14 protein-coding genes are annotated in these 17356 nt (G+C 66.2%); 7 read left to right on the plus strand and 7 right to left on the minus strand.

What is annotated here, in order from left to right; genetic code table 11:
• Positions 1 to 16: 16 nt before the first annotated feature.
• The gene (locus LJ725_RS00450) at positions 17 to 814 is read left to right on the plus strand and encodes an FAD binding domain-containing protein (protein WP_230548657.1); all 798 of its coding nucleotides are present in this window, start codon (positions 17 to 19) and stop codon (positions 812 to 814) included.
• 72 nt (positions 815 to 886) lie between these two features.
• Complete coding sequence (pcp, locus tag LJ725_RS00455) at positions 887 to 1528, plus strand: pyroglutamyl-peptidase I (protein ID WP_230548658.1); 642 nt, start codon at positions 887 to 889, stop codon at positions 1526 to 1528.
• Between the two features lie 134 nt (positions 1529 to 1662).
• Here pcp and LJ725_RS00460 read toward each other — a convergent pair whose 3' ends face one another.
• Together LJ725_RS00460 and LJ725_RS00465 are read right to left on the minus strand one after the other, a co-directional pair.
• The gene (locus LJ725_RS00460) at positions 1663 to 4767 is read right to left on the minus strand and encodes an efflux RND transporter permease subunit (RefSeq protein WP_230548659.1); all 3105 of its coding nucleotides are present in this window, start codon (positions 4765 to 4767) and stop codon (positions 1663 to 1665) included.
• 27 nt (positions 4768 to 4794) lie between these two features.
• The gene (locus tag LJ725_RS00465; protein WP_230548660.1) at positions 4795 to 5949 is read right to left on the minus strand and encodes an efflux RND transporter periplasmic adaptor subunit; all 1155 of its coding nucleotides are present in this window, start codon (positions 5947 to 5949) and stop codon (positions 4795 to 4797) included.
• Between the two features lie 111 nt (positions 5950 to 6060).
• On the opposite strand from LJ725_RS00465, the gene LJ725_RS00470 reads away from it, so the two are divergent.
• The gene (locus LJ725_RS00470; RefSeq protein WP_230548661.1) at positions 6061 to 6723 is read left to right on the plus strand and encodes a TetR/AcrR family transcriptional regulator; all 663 of its coding nucleotides are present in this window, start codon (positions 6061 to 6063) and stop codon (positions 6721 to 6723) included.
• Between the two features lie 3 nt (positions 6724 to 6726).
• Here LJ725_RS00470 and LJ725_RS00475 read toward each other — a convergent pair whose 3' ends face one another.
• From LJ725_RS00475 to LJ725_RS00490, 4 genes are all read right to left on the minus strand, one after another.
• The gene (locus LJ725_RS00475) at positions 6727 to 7914 is read right to left on the minus strand and encodes a TMEM43 family protein (RefSeq protein ID WP_230548662.1); all 1188 of its coding nucleotides are present in this window, start codon (positions 7912 to 7914) and stop codon (positions 6727 to 6729) included.
• Positions 7915 to 8186: 272 nt separating this feature from the next.
• The gene (locus LJ725_RS00480) at positions 8187 to 8996 is read right to left on the minus strand and encodes a phytanoyl-CoA dioxygenase family protein (protein ID WP_230548663.1); all 810 of its coding nucleotides are present in this window, start codon (positions 8994 to 8996) and stop codon (positions 8187 to 8189) included.
• On the minus strand, positions 8993 to 9295 hold the full coding sequence (locus LJ725_RS00485; RefSeq protein WP_230548664.1) for a putative quinol monooxygenase: 303 nt from the start codon (positions 9293 to 9295) through the stop codon (positions 8993 to 8995). Before LJ725_RS00485 ends, LJ725_RS00480 begins: the two co-directional genes overlap by 4 nt.
• A gap of 24 nt (positions 9296 to 9319) precedes the next feature.
• Positions 9320 to 11005: an N-acyl-D-amino-acid deacylase family protein gene (locus LJ725_RS00490; RefSeq protein ID WP_230548665.1), complete on the minus strand. Its 1686-nt coding sequence runs from the start codon at positions 11003 to 11005 to the stop codon at positions 9320 to 9322.
• Between the two features lie 109 nt (positions 11006 to 11114).
• Here LJ725_RS00490 and LJ725_RS00495 point away from each other — a divergent pair, with 109 nt between their 5' ends.
• Positions 11115 to 12188, plus strand: a complete 1074-nt coding sequence (locus LJ725_RS00495; RefSeq protein WP_329958341.1) for a tartrate dehydrogenase — start codon at positions 11115 to 11117, stop codon at positions 12186 to 12188.
• 10 nt (positions 12189 to 12198) lie between these two features.
• Here the strand turns inward: LJ725_RS00495 and LJ725_RS00500 are convergent, their stop codons facing one another.
• Positions 12199 to 12798, minus strand: coding sequence for a DUF4202 domain-containing protein (locus LJ725_RS00500; RefSeq protein ID WP_230548667.1), 600 nt, complete (start codon positions 12796 to 12798; stop codon positions 12199 to 12201).
• Between the two features lie 301 nt (positions 12799 to 13099).
• Between LJ725_RS00500 and nirB the strand changes: the two genes are divergently transcribed.
• From nirB to LJ725_RS00515, 3 genes are all read left to right on the plus strand, one after another.
• Complete coding sequence (nirB, locus tag LJ725_RS00505; protein ID WP_230548668.1) at positions 13100 to 15550, plus strand: nitrite reductase large subunit NirB; 2451 nt, start codon at positions 13100 to 13102, stop codon at positions 15548 to 15550.
• Complete coding sequence (nirD, locus tag LJ725_RS00510) at positions 15550 to 15885, plus strand: nitrite reductase small subunit NirD (protein WP_230548669.1); 336 nt, start codon at positions 15550 to 15552, stop codon at positions 15883 to 15885. Before nirB ends, nirD begins: the two co-directional genes overlap by 1 nt.
• A gap of 148 nt (positions 15886 to 16033) precedes the next feature.
• On the plus strand, positions 16034 to 17017 hold the full coding sequence (locus LJ725_RS00515; protein WP_230548670.1) for a tripartite tricarboxylate transporter substrate-binding protein: 984 nt from the start codon (positions 16034 to 16036) through the stop codon (positions 17015 to 17017).
• Positions 17018 to 17356: the final 339 nt, after the last annotated feature.

Raw genomic sequence — 17356 nt, forward strand, 5'->3', positions numbered from 1 at the left:
ACGGAGGAAAGTCCAGATGTACGATTTCGCCTACCACCGCCCCAAGTCGGTCGCCGACGCGGTCGCCCTGCTGAAGGGCAAGGAAGAAGCCCGTCCGATGTCGGGCGGCATGACGCTGATCCCGACCCTCAAGCAGCGGCTCGCGAAGCCGAGCGACGTCGTCGATCTCGGCGGCGTGAAGGAACTGGCCGGCATCAAGGTCGAAGGCGGCAACGTCGTCATCGGCGCGATGACCAAGCATGGCGACGTCGCCACCTCGGCCGACGTCAAGGCGCACATCCCGGCGCTGGCCGACCTCGCGGGCCATATCGGCGATCCGCAGGTGCGCAACCGCGGCACGATCGGCGGCTCGGTCGCCAACGCCGATCCGGCGGCGGACTATCCGGCCGCGGTCGTGGCGCTTAACGCCACGGTGACGACCAACACCGGCAAGCATGCCGCCGACGGCTTCTTCAAGGGCCTGTTCGAGACGGCGCTGGGCGAGGGCGAGATCATCACCTCGATCAGCTTCCCGAAGCCCGAGAAGGCGGCCTACATGAAGTTCCCGAACCCGGCCTCGCGCTATGCGATGGTCGGCGTGTTCGTGGCCAAGACCGCCTCAGGCGTGCGCGTCGCCGTGACCGGCGCCGGCCCCAGCGTCTTCCGCGTCAAGGCGATGGAAGAGGCGCTGTCCAAGAACTTCTCGTCGGACGCCATCAAGGACATCAAGGTCCCGGCGACCGATCTCAACAGCGACATCCACGGCAGCGCCGAGTACCGCGCGCATCTGGTGGGCGTAATGGCCCGCCGCGCGGTCGACAAGGCCAACAAGTAGCCGTTCGGCAACCGAAGGACTAACGTCGGGGCGCCCCTAACCGGGCGCCCTTTCGTTTGAGGCGGGTAGGACATGAAGGCTCTGGTAACCGGCTTCGATCCGTTCGGCGGCGACAAGGTCAATCCCTCTTCGCTGGCGGTGAGCCGGCTGAGCAAGAAGATCGGCAAAGTGGCCGTGGCGACGGCGGTTCTCCCGACCTCCTATGCCAGATCCGCGGGCGTCCTGCGGGAGGCGATCGACAAGGCAAAGCCCGACATCGTGCTGTGCGTCGGCCAGGCCGGTGGTCGCCCCGAACTCTGCCTCGAGCGGGTCGGGATCAATGTCCAGGACGCGCGCATTCCCGACAACGACCGCAAGCAGCCGATCGACGTGCCGGTGCGCGCCGACGGCCCGGCGGCCTACTTCTCGAACCTGCCGATCAAGGCCTGCGTCGCGGAGATGCGCAAGGCAGGCCTCCCCGCCGTTGTCTCGAACACCGCCGGCACCTTCGTCTGCAACCACATCCTGTATGCCCTGATGGACATCATCGAGACCCATCCGAGGAGGATGCGCGGGGGCTTCCTGCACATTCCCTATGTGCCGGAACAGGCGGCACGGCTGGGCGGTGCCCCCTCGATGGCCGTGGACGACATCGCGCGCGGCATCGAGATCATCGTCGCGACCAGTGCTGCACGCACGACCGACATTCACACCGCCGAAGGGCGTATTTCCTAAGACATAGCCGTCGTCTCGACCGGAGCAGCGAAGGTGCGGAGCGGAGAGACCTTCGCTCCACCAAGAGCCGGCTATTCGTGGAGAGAAGAGCTCTCCACTCCGCGCTGCGCGCTCCGGTCGAGATGACGGAGCAACTACTCCGCCGCGATGGCGAGCGGGGGCGGGATGTGGTGCGACGGCGCCGCCTGCGTCGTGGCGTCCGGCTTCTTCACCCGGAACCAGGCGGCGTAGAGCGCCGGCAGGAACAGCAGGGTGAGGGCGGTCGCGACCAGCAGGCCACCCATCAGGGCGACGGCCATCGGTCCCCAGAAGACACTGCGCGACAGCGGGATCATGGCGAAGATCGCGGTGCCGGCGGTCAGCAGGATCGGGCGGGCGCGGCGCACGGTGGCGTCGATCACGGCATCCCACTTGGCATGGCCCGCCGCGATGTCCTGTTCGATCTGGTCCACGAGGATCACGGAATTGCGCATGATCATGCCGGCCAGCGCGATCACGCCCAGCAGGGAGACGAAGCCGAACGGCTGGTTGAACAGCAGCAGGAACAGCGACACGCCGATCAGGCCGAGCGGGGCGGTAAGCAGCACCAGCGCCAGCTTGGAGAAGCTCTGGAGCTGCAGCATCAGGAACAGCACCATCAGGAAGACCATCAGCGGCATCATCTTGAAGATGGACGCCTGGCTCTTGGCCGATTCCTCCTGGTCGCCACCGACCTCGATGCGGTAGCCGGGCGGCAGGGTGGCGCGCACCGGCGCCAGCGCCTTGTCGAGCCGCGCGGCGACGTCGGGGCCCTGGACGCCGTCGGCCACGCCGGCACGGACGGTCATCAGCAGGTCCTTGTTGCGGCGCCACAGGATCGGCTCCTCCAGCTCGAACTTCAGCGTCGCGAGCTGGGCCAGCGAGACCACGCCGCCTGTGGATGTCCGGAGGTTGATCGCCTCCAGACCCTCGACGCTCAGCCGTTCCGGCGCCACGGCCCGGGCGACCACGTCGATCGATTCGGTGCGCTCGCGATATTGCGTGACGTTGATGCCGGTGAGGAGCGTCTGGAGCGTGTTGCCCAGCGCTTGCGAATCGACGCCCAGCGCGCGCGCCTTGGCCTGGTCGACCTCGAGGCGGACGGTCTTCGCCAGTTCGTTCCAGTCGAAGTTGATGTCGCGCGTGTCGGGATCGGCCTTGAACACCTGCCGCACCTGCTCGGCCACCCGGCGGACTTGCTGTGGGTCGTCGCCCAGCACACGGAACATCACGGGATAGCTGACCGGCGGGCCGTTCTGCAGGCGCTGCACACGGGCCCGCACGGCCTCGAAGTCCTGCTTGAAGAGACGATCCAGCTCGGCGACGACGCGCTCGCGGGCCACCAGATCCTTCGTCATGACGATGATCTGGCCGAAGTTGGCATTCGCCAGTTCCGGCACCGTCGGCAGATAGAAGCGGGGGCTGCCCGCGCCGACATAGGCGGTGTAGGAGGCGACGTCGGCGTTGTTGGCGAGCCACTTCTCGAGCTTGGCGACCTCCGCGTCGGTCGCACTCCAGGAGGCGCCCTGAGCCAGCTTCATGTCGACGATCAGTTCCGGCCGGTTGGCGGTCGGGAAGAACTGCTTGGATACCAGGCCGAACGCCGCCATCGAGCCCACGAAGGCCAGCGCCGTGATGGCGATGGTCGTCTTGCGCCAGGTGACGCACCACGTGACCATTTTGCGAAAGAGCGTGTAGAGACGGCCGTTGTAGGGATCGTGATGCTGGACCTTCGGGGTCGGCAGCAGGTGGTATCCCATCCACGGCGTGAACAGCACTGCAACGAACCACGAGATGATCAGCGACAGGCCGACCACCCAGAAGATCGAGTTGGTGTATTCGCCGGCGCTGGAGCGGGCAAAACCCACCGGCACAAAGCCGACGGCGGTGACCAGCGTGCCCGTCAGCATGGGGAAGGCGGTCGAGGTGTAGGCGTAGGTGGCGGCTTCGAGGCGGCTCGCGCCCTGTTCCAGTTTCACCATCATCATCTCGACGGCGATGATCGCGTCGTCGACCAGGAGGCCCAGCGCGATGATCAGCGCGCCCAGCGAGATGCGCTGGAAGTCGATGCCGAGCAGCAGCATGCCCACGAAGGTGATGGCCAGCACCAGCGGCACCGACAGGGCCACGATCACGCCGGTGCGGAGGCCGAGGCTGATGAACGAGACGACCAGCACAATCGCCAGCGCCTCCAGCAGCGAGGAGCTGAACTCCTCGAACGACTTGGCCACGACTTCGGGCTGGTTGGCGATGCGATGCACCGTGATGCCGACCGGCAGGTCGGCCTCGACCCCGGCCATCGTCTTGTCGAGTGCCTTGCCCAATGTCTCGACATTGCCGCCGGGCGCCATCACGACGCCGAGGCCAATCACCGGCTTGCCGTTGAAGCGCATGGCGAGCTGGCGCGGGTCCTGGTAGCCGCGCCTGATCTCGGCGACGTCGCCCAGGGTCAGCGTCTGGCCGTTGGCGGTGAAGGGAAGCGCCAGGAGCTGCTCCGCCGACGTCGGTGCGCCGTCGACACGGATCGCCACGCGCTCGCCCTTGGTCTCGACCGTACCGCTCGCCACGATTGCGTTCTGGCGGCGCACGACCTCGAGGATCTGGTCGACCGGCACGCCCAGCATGGCGAGCCGTGTGTGGCTGAACTCGATGTAGATCTTCTCGTCCTGCAGGCCGAACAGGTCGGCCTTGGTGACGTCGGGCACGCGCAGCAGGCGCTGGCGCACCGCCTTTGCAATCTCCTTGACCTCGGCCGGCGAGAATCCGTCGGCCTCGAAGGCCCAGATCATGCTGTAGGTGTCGCCGTATTCGTCGTTGAAGAAGGGCCCGACGACGCCCTGCGGGAGCGAGCCTCTGATGTCGCCGACCTTCTTGCGCACCTGGTACCACAGGTCCGCGACCTTCGCGGGCGGCGTGTCGTCCCGCAGCGAGACGAAGATCACCGTCTCGCCGGGCTTGGTATAGCTCTGGACGTTGTAGAAGTAGGGAAGTTCCTGCAGCTTGGTCTCGATCTTCTCGGTTACCTGCTGCTCGACCTCGCGCGAAGTGGCGCCAGGCCAGGCGGCCGACACGACCATCTGCTTGATGGTGAAGGGCGGGTCCTCGGCGCGGCCCAGGTTGAAGAAGGCATAGAAGCCGGCCAGCGTCAGCGCGATCATGAAGAACACGGTGAGCGTGCTGTACTTCAGCGCCAGCGCCGAGAGATTGGTGCGCGTGGTCATGAAGAAACTCCCCTCGAAACGAGGTCGCTAGCGGGCCGCCTGCTGCTGCATCGGCAGGGGCTTCACCTTCTGGCCGGTCTCCAGCTTGTGTACGCCCGCCGTGGCGATCAGCTCGCCGTCCTTGACGCCGGAGGAGATGGCGGCGGTGTCGTCGCGCCAGCGCGCGATCGTCACCGGGCGAAGCTCCACCGTGCCGGTGGTGCGATCGACGACCCACACGGCCGGCTGCGTGCCGCGTTGGAAGATGGAGGCGAGCGGCACCTCGGCGACGGGCGTGCTGTCGGGACGCTCGAAGCCCAGCGTAGCGGTCATGCCGAGGCCGATGAATTCCGGCGGATCGATCACGCTGAAGCGTGCCGCGTACGTACGCGTCACCGGATCGGCGCTGGGAGAGAGTTCGCGCAGGCGCGCGGCGTGACGGCGTCCCGGATCGGACCACAGTTCGAAGCTGGCGTTGCTGGCTTCGCGCACGACCTTCAGCCGGTGCTCGGGCACCCCCACGAGGATTTCGAGTTCTTCGGTGCGGGCAAGGCGGATGACGCCCTGGCCTTGCGCCATGACCTGCCCGACCTCGGCCTGCACGGCCGTGACGACGCCGGCCGCATCGGCGCGCAGGACGGTGTAGGCGAGATTGTTCTCGGCCGAGGCGAGCTGGCTCCTGGCCTGGTCGACGCGGGCGAGGGCTGTAGACGCGAGCGACTGGCGCTGGTCCAGGGTCTGCGGGACGAACGCGGTGCTGCCCCGCAGGTTGAGGTAACGCTCGTGATCGGCTTTGGCGCGGGCATAGTCGGCTTCGGCCGACGCGAGCGCGGCGCGGGCATTGTCGACCGCGAGCTTGTAGTCCGCCGGATCTAGGGTCGCGATCACGTCGCCGGGCTTCACCACGGCGCCGACATCGACCGAGCGCTGCACGATCTTGCCCGAGACCCGGAAGCCGAGGGTGCTTTCGATGCGGGGAACGACCGTGCCGGCCAGAAGCAGGGCCTGGCTCTGCTTCTTGTAGGTGATCTCGGCCACCCGCGCCGGGCGGACGACCGGTTCGTTGCCGGCCGCCGGTCGGCTCGCGTTCGCATGGAAGGAAAAGGCAGCGAAGGCGCCGCCTGCCAGGGCTGCGCCGACCGCTCCCACGGCAACCAGTTTCAGGGGAAACCTGGCGGGAAACCGAACGTTGGGGAGACGCATGGCGGGCCTTCCTTCGGACGTTTACAATGGGACAGTGTAGATAAACGTCGTTAAGTTAGTGTTGATAAGTTAGCGTCGTTCAGATAAGAGTCAAGGGGGGCAGGAGAACCCGTGAACGCATTTTCGACAGCCGTGCCGGCGGGCCGGAAAAAGCGCGGCGAGGGGCATACCCGTCGCGAGGAAATCCTTCAGGCCGCCAAAGAGCTGTTCCTGGAACTGGGCTACGAGGCCACGACCATCCGCAGGATCGCGGACCGGGTCGGCGTATCTGCGCCCGCGCTGTATCTCTATTTCCAGGACAAGGAACAGATGATGCTGGCGCTCTGCGATCAGACCTTCGGGTACCTGATCGAGAGCATCAAGGAGATCGAGGCCACCGTCAGCGAGCCGCGCGAGCGCATCCGCCGCTTCGGCGAGGCCTACCTGAAGTTCGGGCTCGCGCACCCGGACGAATACAAGCTGGTGTTTCTGGGCGCCAACCTTCCGGAATCGATCCGCAAGCTCGGACACAGGATGCCGACGGACGATCCGACACGTCCCGGCATTGGCGGCGCCGTCGTGTTCCAGCGGCTCGTGGCAATTCTCGCCGAAGCCGAGGCCTCCGGCCTCAAGCTCAACTACCCGGCGGACACCTGCGCGGAACTATGCTGGATGGCCATGCACGGCGTGGCTGCGGCCCTCATCATGAAGCCTGAGTTTCCATGGTCGAACCGCGACCTTCTTGGTACGGGCATGCTCGACATCGTGATGAAGGGCCTCATCCGCGCCGACTGAGCGTCAGGTCGCCGGGAGGGCGGCCTTGCGCGCGGCGGCGCGTGCCCGCAGGAGCTTCATCAGGCCCCATGTCGTCGCGGCCCCGACCGCCAGAACGCCGATACCCACCAGCGGCCTGTACCAAAGCCAGCCGAGGGCGATGACGACGGGCGCGACCGCGGCCGTGCAGACCAGTGCCACCAGCAGCACCCCGGCCCCGATTACCTCGCCCAGCAGCGGGATCACGCTGCCCGCCACCGCGAGCGGTCGCAGGATCAAGCTGAAGCCCATCAGCATGAAGACCGCGCCGATCAGGCGCAGCACCCAGGTCGCGGTGACGTTCTCTTCTTCGGCATGCCGGAACATGACGGCGGCGGGCACCGTGCCGGCGGCGATCAGTTCGACGGTCGTGCCGGTGCGTGTGGGGAAGGGGGCGAAGCCATCGCCGGCCTGGGCCGCGACCACGCTGGCCGCCTGCAGCGGCACCTCCGAGAAGGAGATGCGCATGTCGCCGATCGCGGGCTGCGCGGGATCGCGGCCGACATAGAGCACGCCGTCGTTGATCGTGACCGGCCGGCTGACCCGAAGCTGCAGCGCATTGGCCTGCGTCTCGGTCGCGGGCAGGCGTCTCGCCTCGCCGAACCCGCGCAGCAGCGTCTCCGGTACCGCGAAGGCACCGAGCCGCGTGCCAGCCGCCATTGCCTCGCGCGACTGGTAGGTCATGACCGGGTTGGTATGGCCACGTGGTTCGCGGAAACGGTCGGAATCGATGGGCTTGTCCGACCAGACGCGCACGTACTTGTAGGTCGTAGTGCGTTCCTCGCCGCCGCCGAGCTTGGTGCGGGTCTCGCTGTGGGTCTCCTCTTTCCACTGGTAGACCTCGACATGCCGCTCCAGGCGTACGCCGCGCACCCGCAGCGCGAAGTCCGGGTCGGCCACGGGGCCGGCGGTCGACAGCATGCCGCTCACGTGAATCAGCCGACCGTTATTGGCCGGGTCGACCCTGTCGGGTGAAACGCTGCGCACGATCCCCGCGCCCTCGCTCAACCCCTGGGCCGTGCGGATCGCGCGCCCCTCGTTCCAGAACAGCAGGCCGATTGATATGGCGATCAGGACGAAGCCGATGAGTATGCCGAACACCGCCTGCCCGAGACGGGCGAACCAGGAGGTGCTGGTGACCTCGGTGACCTGATCGACGCCCGGTTGTTCCATTGAAGCTGCCCTTGGGAGTGGGCGGGCAGACTAGAATCACCATCCGCCTCATTCAAATGCAGGGCGACCGCACATGAAACAAAGGTCCCTCGCTTACGCTCGGGATGACAATCTTGTCGGGATTTGCGCAGTGCGCCGATCAAACAAACGTTGTCATACGGAGCGTAAGCGAGGGACCTTTCGCTCCTTCAAGGCGACCAACCATCACGGCATCTTCAGGCTTACGCGATGGAGCCGCATCCAGTTGCTCGAGGTGAGCTGTGCTCGACCCGCTATCGCCTCGGCCAGACTCTCGGGAAGAGGTCGCAGGTCATGGGGGCTCCGGGGATGAGGTCAGGCTTGTGGGGAAACTCGAAGGTCCCGGGCCGCGGATCGTAGCGGGCATCGTCCCCGGTGTAGCGCAGCGAGAGTCCGCGGCGTCTTGAACCCGGCGTCTTGTTGCCCGGCGCGCCGTGCACGATCATCGAATGGAACACCAGACAATCGCCCGGCTCCATCGTCCACGACCGGATGTCGTAACGGCCACGGTCGCTGTCGATGTCCGGGATCTGCGCGAGTTCGCTCGACGTGAACTTGGCCTCATGGCCCTTGCGGAAGGGTGTCGGACGATAGTTGACGCCCCAGCGGTGCGATCCGGCGATGAACTCGACGGCCCCGTTGCCGAGGTCGATGTCGTCCAGCGCGATCCACACTGAGGTGATCTGCCAGCCGGACACGGGCCAGTAGGGTTGGTCCTGGTGCCAGGGGGTCGGATGCACCGTGCCCGGTTCCTTCACGAAGAGCTGGTCGTAGAAGAGATCGGCGCTGCGCGATCGCATCATCGCCGCCGCGATCTCGCCGGCGGGCGAGGCGAGGGCGGCGAGGCGGAAATCGTTGTCGCGACGCCACATGAACATGTCGCCGAAGAACTTCCCGGCGGTGCTGCCCTCGGCGAAGTTGGTGGCGTGCGGGCCCGGCTTGAGGAGATCGCGCTCGACCGCCTCGCACAAAATTCCGACCCACACGGCGTCGAAGGCGCCGCGCAGGCAGACGACGCCGTCGCGCTCGTACGCGGCGACGTCGGTATCGGTGACGGAAATCAAGCGTTCTGCAGGACGTGGACGGCGCGATTGGCGAGCAGGTCCTTGTTCTTCTCGGCATAGGCCTTCATGTGCGGCGCCGCGCCGTGGGCCTTGAGGTCGTCCATGGTCTCCCACTTCTCGATGACGACGAACGTGTCGGGACCGAACTTGGCGAACGGACCGCCATCGATGTCGACCGTCGCGCCGTACTCGATGCAGCCCTTCTCGGCGTGCACGGCCGGGACGTTGGCCTTGAAGTTCGCAAGAACTTCGTCGCGCTTGCCGGGCTTGGCGGTGATGATGGCGATGACGTGGATCATTGGTCTCTCTCCCTGAATGTACGCTTAGGCCGCGCGCCCGTGTCGTAGCAGACGACCGGGCAGCTTGTCGTTGGCCGCGACCATGTCCTTGTTGTTCTGGCGAATCATCTTGCCGTTGACGACCACGGCCTCGATGCCACTCGCCTCGGACACGAGACGGTCGGCACCAGCCGGCAGGTCGTAGACGCGCTTCAGCGGCCCCGGGTTCACGGTCTTCGGATCGAATACGACGACGTCGGCGGGACGGCCCTCGGCCAGCACGCCGCGATCGGTGATGCCGAACATCTCAGCCGGGCGCTGGGTGAGGTTGTGTACGGCCTCCTCGAGGGTGAAGACCTTGCGGTCGCGCACCCAGTGGCCGAGCAGGTGCGTCGAGTAGCAGGCGTCGCAGAGCTGGCTGGCATGGGCGCCGGCGTCGGAGAGGGCGATGATCGTGTTCGGATCGGTGATCAGCTCGGCCACTTCCTTTTCGTCGAAGTTCATGACGGCCATACGGAAGCGGGTCTGCAGGTCGTCGGCCAGCGAGATGTCGAGCGCGAGATCGACCGGATCCTTCCCGAGCTTCGCGGCCGCCGCCGTGAGCGGCATCTCCTCGAGTTCGCGATGCGACGGCGACCAGGCGATGACGACGCGGTCCCACCAGTTGCGGAACAGCGGCGTGACCTCGCTGCGCAGCTTCTCGCGCCAGGCCGGATCGGCATAGGCGCGGCGGCGGGTACCGGGCTCTTTCGCGTCGGCCTTCGCCAGCTCGTTCATGAACGGCATCACGTCGAAGATGAACGGTTCGGCGAAGGTGACCTCGAAGTTCAGCGGCCGGCAACTCACCTGCGGAATCACGAGCGCGCCCGACTTGCGCTGCTCGGCCGCGAGGTCGAGCTGCTTGCGATGGCCGCCCGGACCGTAGAGGTGGGAGAGGAGCGCGGTCCAGGTGACCGGAATGTTGTACTTGCGGCTGACCTCGGCCATGTGGCGGGTCGAGAAATCGCGGCCGATGGTGATCTGCATCAGGCCGCGCTTCATCTCGCCCATGACCGAGACGAGGGCGTCCATCTCCTCGGGTGTCGCCTGACGGCTGGGCACCGGTTTGCCGGCATAGCCGTTGTGGCTGACCGAGACCGACGTGCCGAAGCCGATCGCACCGGCGTCCATCGCTTCCCGCACGAGCTTCTTCATCGTGCCGACCTCGTCGGCCGTAGCCGCGCGTTCGGTCGATTCCTCGCCCATGACGTAGAGGCGGAGTGGCGTGTGGCCGAACAGGGCCGCGACGTTGATCGCCGAGCCGCGCTGCTCGAGCGCGTCGAGATATTGCGGGAACGTCTCGAACGGCCAGGCCGTGCCGAGGCCCGCTTCCAGCGCCTCGAGGCTCATGCCTTCGACCTTCTCAAGGGTCTGCATGATCAGCTTGCGATGGATCTCCCGCGTCGGCGCGACGCCGAAGCCGCAATTGCCGATCACCGTGGTGGTGACGCCGTGCCAGGGCGAGATGGTGAGCATGCGGTCCCACAGGATCTGCGCGTCGTAGTGCGTATGCACGTCGACGAAGCCCGGCGAGACGACCTTGCCGGTAGCGTCGATCGTCTGGGCGGCTGGCCCATCGACCTTGCCGAGTGCGATGACCTTGCCGTCCTTGATGCCGACATCGCCGACATAGCCGGGCTTGCCGGTCCCGTCGACGATGGTGCCGCCGGTGATCTTGAGGTCGAACGTCATGGTTACTCCGGGGTAAACGCGTGTTCATATTGGCGCGAGCGCTTCGCAGGGGCAATGCCGCGCTTGCATGGCAAAGTCGCGCTGCCTAGGGTCCGCGCGGTTCGGGAGGATTGAGATGGCCAAGCATAAGATCGCGCTAATTCCGGGAGACGGAATCGGTAAGGAAGTCTTGCCGGAGGGCGTGAAGGTTCTGGAAGCCGCTGCGCGGCGCTTCAACTTCGAGCTCGAGTTCACCGATTTCGACTGGTCGTGCGATCGGCTGGTGAAGACCGGCAAGATGATGCCGGACGACGGCATGGAGCAGCTCAAGGCTTTCGAGAGCATCTTCCTCGGCGCCGTCGGTTGGCCGGGCGTGCCCGATCACGTTTCGCTTTGGGGCCTGCTGATCCCGATCCGTCGCGATTTCGACGAGTACGTTAACCTGCGTCCCGTGCGCCTGTTCGAGGGCGTGCCGTCGCCGCTGGCCAACCGCAAGCCGGGCGAGATCGATTTCTGGGTCGTGCGCGAGAACACCGAGGGCGAATACAGCTCGATCGGCGGCCGCATGTTCCAGGGCACCGACGACGAGATGGCGATCCAGCAGGCCATCTTCACGCGCAAGGGAGTCGACCGGATCCTCAAGTTCGCTTTCGACTTCGCCAGCACGACGAAGAAGAAGCACGTCACCTCGGCCACCAAGTCGAACGGCATCATCCACACGATGCCGTTCTGGGACGAGCGCTTCGCCGAGATGTGCAAGAAGTACCCGAACATCAAGGCGGACCAGTATCACATCGACATCCTGACGGCGCATTTCGTGCGCAACCCGGACTGGTTCGATGTGGTCGTCGGCTCCAATCTGTTCGGCGACATCCTGTCCGATCTCGGACCGGCGCTCACCGGATCGATCGGCGTGGCACCGTCGGGCAACATCAACCCGGAGCGCAAGTATCCTTCGATGTTCGAGCCGGTCCACGGTTCGGCCCCGGACATCGCGGGCAAGGGCATCGCCAATCCGATCGGTCAGATCTGGTCGGGCGCCATGATGGTGCGCCATCTGGGCTATCCGGAGGCCGCCGAGGCAATCGAGCGCGCCATCGCGGCTTCGCTTGTCGAAGGCGGTCCGCGCACCAAGGACCTGGGCGGCAACGGCGACACGAAGACCGTCGGCGCCGCCATCGCCGAACTGGTGAAAACGGTTTAGGGCGCCGACTTCACTTCAGCGCCATCTCGATGAGGCGCACTGTCCTCGCCGGCAGGTTCGCGGCGAGGGCGGCGGCGTGGCCGGTCGCGTCCATCTTGCGCAACGTCTTCTTCAGGATTCCGGCCAGCTTGGTATCGTCATAGTCTCGGTGGCCGGCGATGAATTCGTCCAGGTAGTGCTGGACGAAGACAACGGCCACCACGTTCTCCAGCGCCTGGCTCTCGGGATCGCGCTTCAGCTGCTCCTTGCGGATGATTTTCACGACCTGGGCGATGTCGCCGTCCGCATAGCCGTGGCGGCGCATGATGCCGGAGATCAGTGTCGCGTGATGCTCCCGGCAGGCTGTCCGCCAGGCGTTGTAACCCTCGCGGCCGAGCGGGTAGTCCGTGCGCGGGATCTGCCATCGGCAGATATGCTGGGCCCGGGCGGCGAGGCGCAGTGCTTCCGAAGCGTCGGGATAAAGGCGCGCCATGCAGTCGGACATCCGTTCCGAATAGACGACCTCGCGCGGGCGTGCCGCGCCATCGACCCGGTCGAGGCGCGGATCCTGGGCGTTGGCGGCATCGATGTCCGCGATGGTCGCGTCGAAGTGGGGTGAAAGCTCGGTCACGGTATGCCTGCGCTGATCGTAGCGTCTCGTCTTAAGGAGGCAAACCACAACGACCCGTGCCCAATAAATCGCCAGTGTGCGCCTGAGCCGCGTTCGTTCCGCCGCCAGGCAGGGCCGATGTCGGCGGTTTCCACCACGCAACGATTGGCACGGTTCATGCTCCGTACTCGCGGGGGCAAAGAGGCCTCATCGATGGGCGTCCAATGGCGGGCGCCTCAGGCAAAGCTGCCAACGACTGCACGTCCCGTACCGGGACGGAAGTCCGTTGGGCAGCTTTTTTGTTTTGGGGAATCGCCAGGAAATGATCGAAAAGCTCGTCATCATCGGAAACGGCATGGCCCCCGGGCGCATGCTGGAGCACCTGCTGGAAGCCGCACCCGGGCGTTACCAGGTGACGATCTTCAATGCCGAGCCGCGGGTGAACTACGACCGGATCATGCTCTCGCCCGTGCTGTCGGGGGAGAAGGACTACGAGCAGATCATCATCCACGGTGATGGCTGGTACGTCCGCAACGGCATCACCCTGTACAAGGGGCATCGGATCGAGGCGATCGACCGCGTCGCCAGGACCGTCACCTCCTCGGAGGGCGTGACCGAGGCCTACGACAAGCTGGTGATCGCCACCGGCTCCAATCCGCTCATCATCCCCGTGCCCGGACACGACTTCGCGGGTGTGCTCACCTATCGCGATCTCGACGACGTGAACGCGATGCTGCTTGCGGCGCAGTCACGCGCCAAGGCGGTGGTGATCGGCGGCGGGCTGCTCGGCCTCGAGGCGGCGGCCGGCCTGCAGTCGCAGGGCATGGATGTCACGGTGGTGCATCTGATGCCGACCCTGATGGAACGCCAACTCGACCCTGCCGCCGGCTATCTCCTGCAGAAGGCACTCGAGACGCGCGGCATCAAGGTTCTCACTCAGGCGAATACCAAGGCGATCCTCGGCAACGGAAAGGTCGAGGCCGTCGAACTGGCCGATGGCACGATCATCCCCGCCACGCTCGTGGTCATGGCGGCGGGAATCCGCCCGAACGCGGCGCTGGCCCGGGAAGCGGGCCTCTCGGTCGAGCGCGGGATTGTCGTGGACGATGGCATGCGCACGTCCGATCCCGACATCTATGCGCTCGGCGAATGCGCCGAGGTGGGCGGCCGCGTCTATGGCCTGGTGGCGCCGCTCTACGAGATGGCGCGAACCGCGGCGGCCCGGCTGGCTGGCGACGAGTCCGCCCGCTTCGTGCATCTCGATACGCCGACCAAGCTGAAGGTCACCGGCATCGACGTCTATTCCCTGGGCGATTTCGCCGACGGCGACGACCGCGAGGAGATCGTGCTGCGTGACGCCTCCGCTGACGTCTACAAGCGCCTGATCCTGAAGGACGACAGGATCATCGGCACGGTGCTGTTCGGCGAAGTGGCGGACGGCGCCTGGTTCAACGACCTCAAGAAGAAGGCGGCGAACATTTCGGAGATGCGCGACACGCTGATCTTCGGACCGGCGTTCCAGGGCGGCGGCACGAGCGATCCGGCGGCGGCGGTCGCGGCGCTGCCGGACGATGCCGAGATCTGCGGCTGCAACGGTATCTGCAAGGGCAAGATCACTTCCACCATCAAGGCGAAGGGCCTGACCACGCTCGACGAGGTGCGGGCGCACACCAAGGCTTCGGCGTCGTGCGGCACCTGTACCGGCCTCGTCGAACAGCTCATGGAACTCACGCTGGGCGATGCGTTCGATCGCAGTGCCGTCCAGCCGATGTGTGCCTGCACGCCGCTGGGCCACGACGACGTCCGGCGGCTGATTGTCGCCAAGTCGCTGAAGACCGTGCCGGCGGTGATGCAGGAACTGGAGTGGAAGACGTCGTGCGGCTGTGCCAAATGCCGGCCGGCGCTGAACTACTATCTCGTCTGCGACTGGCCCGGGGAATATGCCGACGACTACCAGTCGCGCTTCATCAATGAGCGCGTCCACGCCAACATCCAGAAGGATGGCACCTTCTCGGTGGTGCCTCGCATGTGGGGCGGTGTTACCAGTTCCAAGGAGCTCCGGGCGATAGCCGATGTGGTCGACAAGTTCGCTATCCCGACGGTGAAGGTCACGGGCGGCCAGCGAATCGACATGCTGGGCGTCCGCAAGGAGGACCTGCCGGCGGTCTGGGCCGATCTCGGCAAGGCGGGCTTCGTCTCGGGCCATGCCTACGCCAAGGGGCTGCGCACGGTGAAGACCTGCGTGGGCACCGACTGGTGTCGCTTCGGCACGCAGGACTCGACCGGTCTCGGCATTCGTATCGAGAAATTCATGTGGGGCTCGTGGACACCAGCCAAGGTCAAGATGGCCGTGTCCGGATGTCCCCGGAACTGCTCGGAGGCCACCTGCAAGGACGTTGGCGTGATCTGCGTCGACTCGGGCTATGAGATCCACTTCGCCGGTGCTGCCGGCCTGGACATCAAGGGTACCGAGATCCTGGGCCAGGTGAAGACCGAGGACGAGACCGTCGAGTACATCGCCGCGCTGGTCCAGATGTACCGTGAGCAGGCCCGCTATCTCGAGCGGATCTACAAGTGGGCCAAGCGTATTGGCGTCGACGAGATCAGGCGCCAGATCGTGCAGGACGGCGACAGGCGCCGATCCTACTTCGAGCGCTTCGTCTTTTCGCAGAAGTTCGCCCAGGTCGATCCGTGGGACGAGCGGGTCTCGGGCAAGGACAAGCATGAATTCCGGCCGATGGCGGTCGTGGGTTTTGCGGAGGCGGCAGAGTGATGAGCAGCAAATGGGTCGAGGTCGGTTCGCTCGATGACATTCCGAGCCGGGGCGCCCGCTGCGTCGACACGTACGAAGGCAGGCTCGCGGTGTTCCGCACTGCTGAGGGCCAGGTCTTCGCGATCGAGGACCATTGCCCGCACAAGGGTGGGCCGCTCTCCCAGGGCATCGTGCACGGCGCCTCTGTCACGTGCCCGCTTCACAACTGGGTGATCTCGCTCGAAACCGGCAAGGCGCTCGGGGCCGACGAGGGCGCCGTCAGGACGGTGCCAGTGAGGGTCGAAGGCGGGCGGCTGTTCATCGCGCTGGGGAGCAGGGCCGAAAAGGCCGCCTGAGGGGGCGCCAGCGGCCGCATCGTCCGTGCGACTTGGGTGGCGGATGTGTCGTTTTGGCGCTGCCGGCCGGTTTTGGCAGGCGTGCCTGTCGTTGCAGAGCCTGTGACCGCAGTGTATTCCGCCTCCCAATACAACTAGGGGGTCGCTCGTGAAAAGACGTGTCCTGCTGGCGGCCGCCGCCGCCATGGGCGTTGCTGCCATGCCGCTCGGCGCCATGGCGCAGGCCTATCCGACCAAGCCCATCACCGTGATCGTGCCCTTTGCGGCCGGCGGCCCGACCGACGCGCTGGCCCGCGTCCTGACCGCCCGCATGGGCGAGGCGCTCGGCCAGACCATGATCGTCGAGAATGTCGGCGGTGCCGGCGGCACGATCGGCGTCAACAAGGCCGCCAAGGCGACGCCGGACGGCTACACGATCCTGTTCACCCACATGGGCACCCTCGCGGTGAACATCGCGCTCTACAAGACGCTGCCCTACGACAGCCAGAAGGACCTCGAGCCGGTCGGCCTCGGCGGCACGAACCCGATGGTGCTGGTCACCAAGAAGGACCTGCCGGCCAAGGACTTCAAGGAGTTCGAGGCCTATGTGAAGGCCAACCAGAAGAAGGCGCAGTACGGCATGGCCGGCATCGGCGCCGCCTCGCATCTCGGCGGCCTGATGCTGAACAGCATGATGAAGGTCGACGTGCTGGAGATTCCCTACAAGGGAACCGGCCCGGCGCTGAACGACCTCGTGAGTGGCCAGTTCGACTACATGGTCGACCAGGCCGTGAACGTTCTGCCGCAGATCAAGGCCGGCACCATCAAAGCGCTGGGCGTGAGCACGCTGAAGCGCCTTCCGCAGTTGCCGGACGTGCCGACGGTCGATGAGGCGGGCCTGAAGGGTTACGAGGTCACGATCTGGAACGGCTTCTTCGTCGCCAAGAACACGCCGAAGAACGTCATCGACACGCTGAACAAGGCGCTGGTCACGGCACTCGGCGACGAGAAGGTGCGCGCGCGCCTGATCGAGCAGGCCGTCGATCTGCCCGACCCCAAGGATGCGACGCCCGCCGCCCTCGGCGCGCAGCTCAAGGCCTCGATCGACAAGTGGGTGCCCGCCATCAAGGCCGCTGGCGTCCAGCCGCAGTAAGCTTCCCTACACCGAACGACGAAGGGCCGCCCGATGGGCGGCCCTTCTTTTTTGGGCGCAGACGGATCAGCCGGGATTTGCGGCGCCCGATGGCGCGGGAGACTGCTGGTCGCGCGGCTGGCGAGTCCTGTCGGGACGCTGTCCATCCGGCGCCCGCGGCGGCTGGCCCTGCTGGCCAATCCGCGGTGCGTCCGGCGAGGAGCCACCGTTTCCCCCGCGACCGTCCATGGGAGGACCTCGACGTTCGCCCTGAAGACCGGGGCTGCCGCCGTTCGGCGGCCCGCCGGCCCGGCCTTGCGGCGGCGGACCTTGCGGCCGTCCCTGGGGCGTGGCGCCCGG

Origin of the sequence: Reyranella aquatilis, from assembly GCF_020880995.1 — a bacterium.
In the GTDB taxonomy this organism is placed as follows: Bacteria; Pseudomonadota; Alphaproteobacteria; order Reyranellales; family Reyranellaceae; genus Reyranella; species Reyranella aquatilis.

Bases quoted from the DNA above. Each gene is read 5' to 3' on its own strand.
- LJ725_RS00475 (WP_230548662.1), bottom strand. From the start codon at position 7,914: ATGGAACAACCGGGCGTCGATCAGGTCACCGAGGTCACCAGCACCTCC.
- LJ725_RS00490 (WP_230548665.1), bottom strand. From the start codon at position 11,005: ATGACGTTCGACCTCAAGATCACCGGCGGCACCATCGTCGACGGGACC.
- LJ725_RS00465 (WP_230548660.1), bottom strand. From the start codon at position 5,949: ATGCGTCTCCCCAACGTTCGGTTTCCCGCCAGGTTTCCCCTGAAACTG.
- nirB (WP_230548668.1), top strand. From the start codon at position 13,100: ATGATCGAAAAGCTCGTCATCATCGGAAACGGCATGGCCCCCGGGCGC.
- LJ725_RS00460 (WP_230548659.1), bottom strand. From the start codon at position 4,767: ATGACCACGCGCACCAATCTCTCGGCGCTGGCGCTGAAGTACAGCACG.
- nirD (WP_230548669.1), top strand. From the start codon at position 15,550: ATGAGCAGCAAATGGGTCGAGGTCGGTTCGCTCGATGACATTCCGAGC.
- pcp (WP_230548658.1), top strand. From the start codon at position 887: ATGAAGGCTCTGGTAACCGGCTTCGATCCGTTCGGCGGCGACAAGGTC.
- LJ725_RS00485 (WP_230548664.1), bottom strand. From the start codon at position 9,295: ATGATCCACGTCATCGCCATCATCACCGCCAAGCCCGGCAAGCGCGAC.
- LJ725_RS00450 (WP_230548657.1), top strand. From the start codon at position 17: ATGTACGATTTCGCCTACCACCGCCCCAAGTCGGTCGCCGACGCGGTC.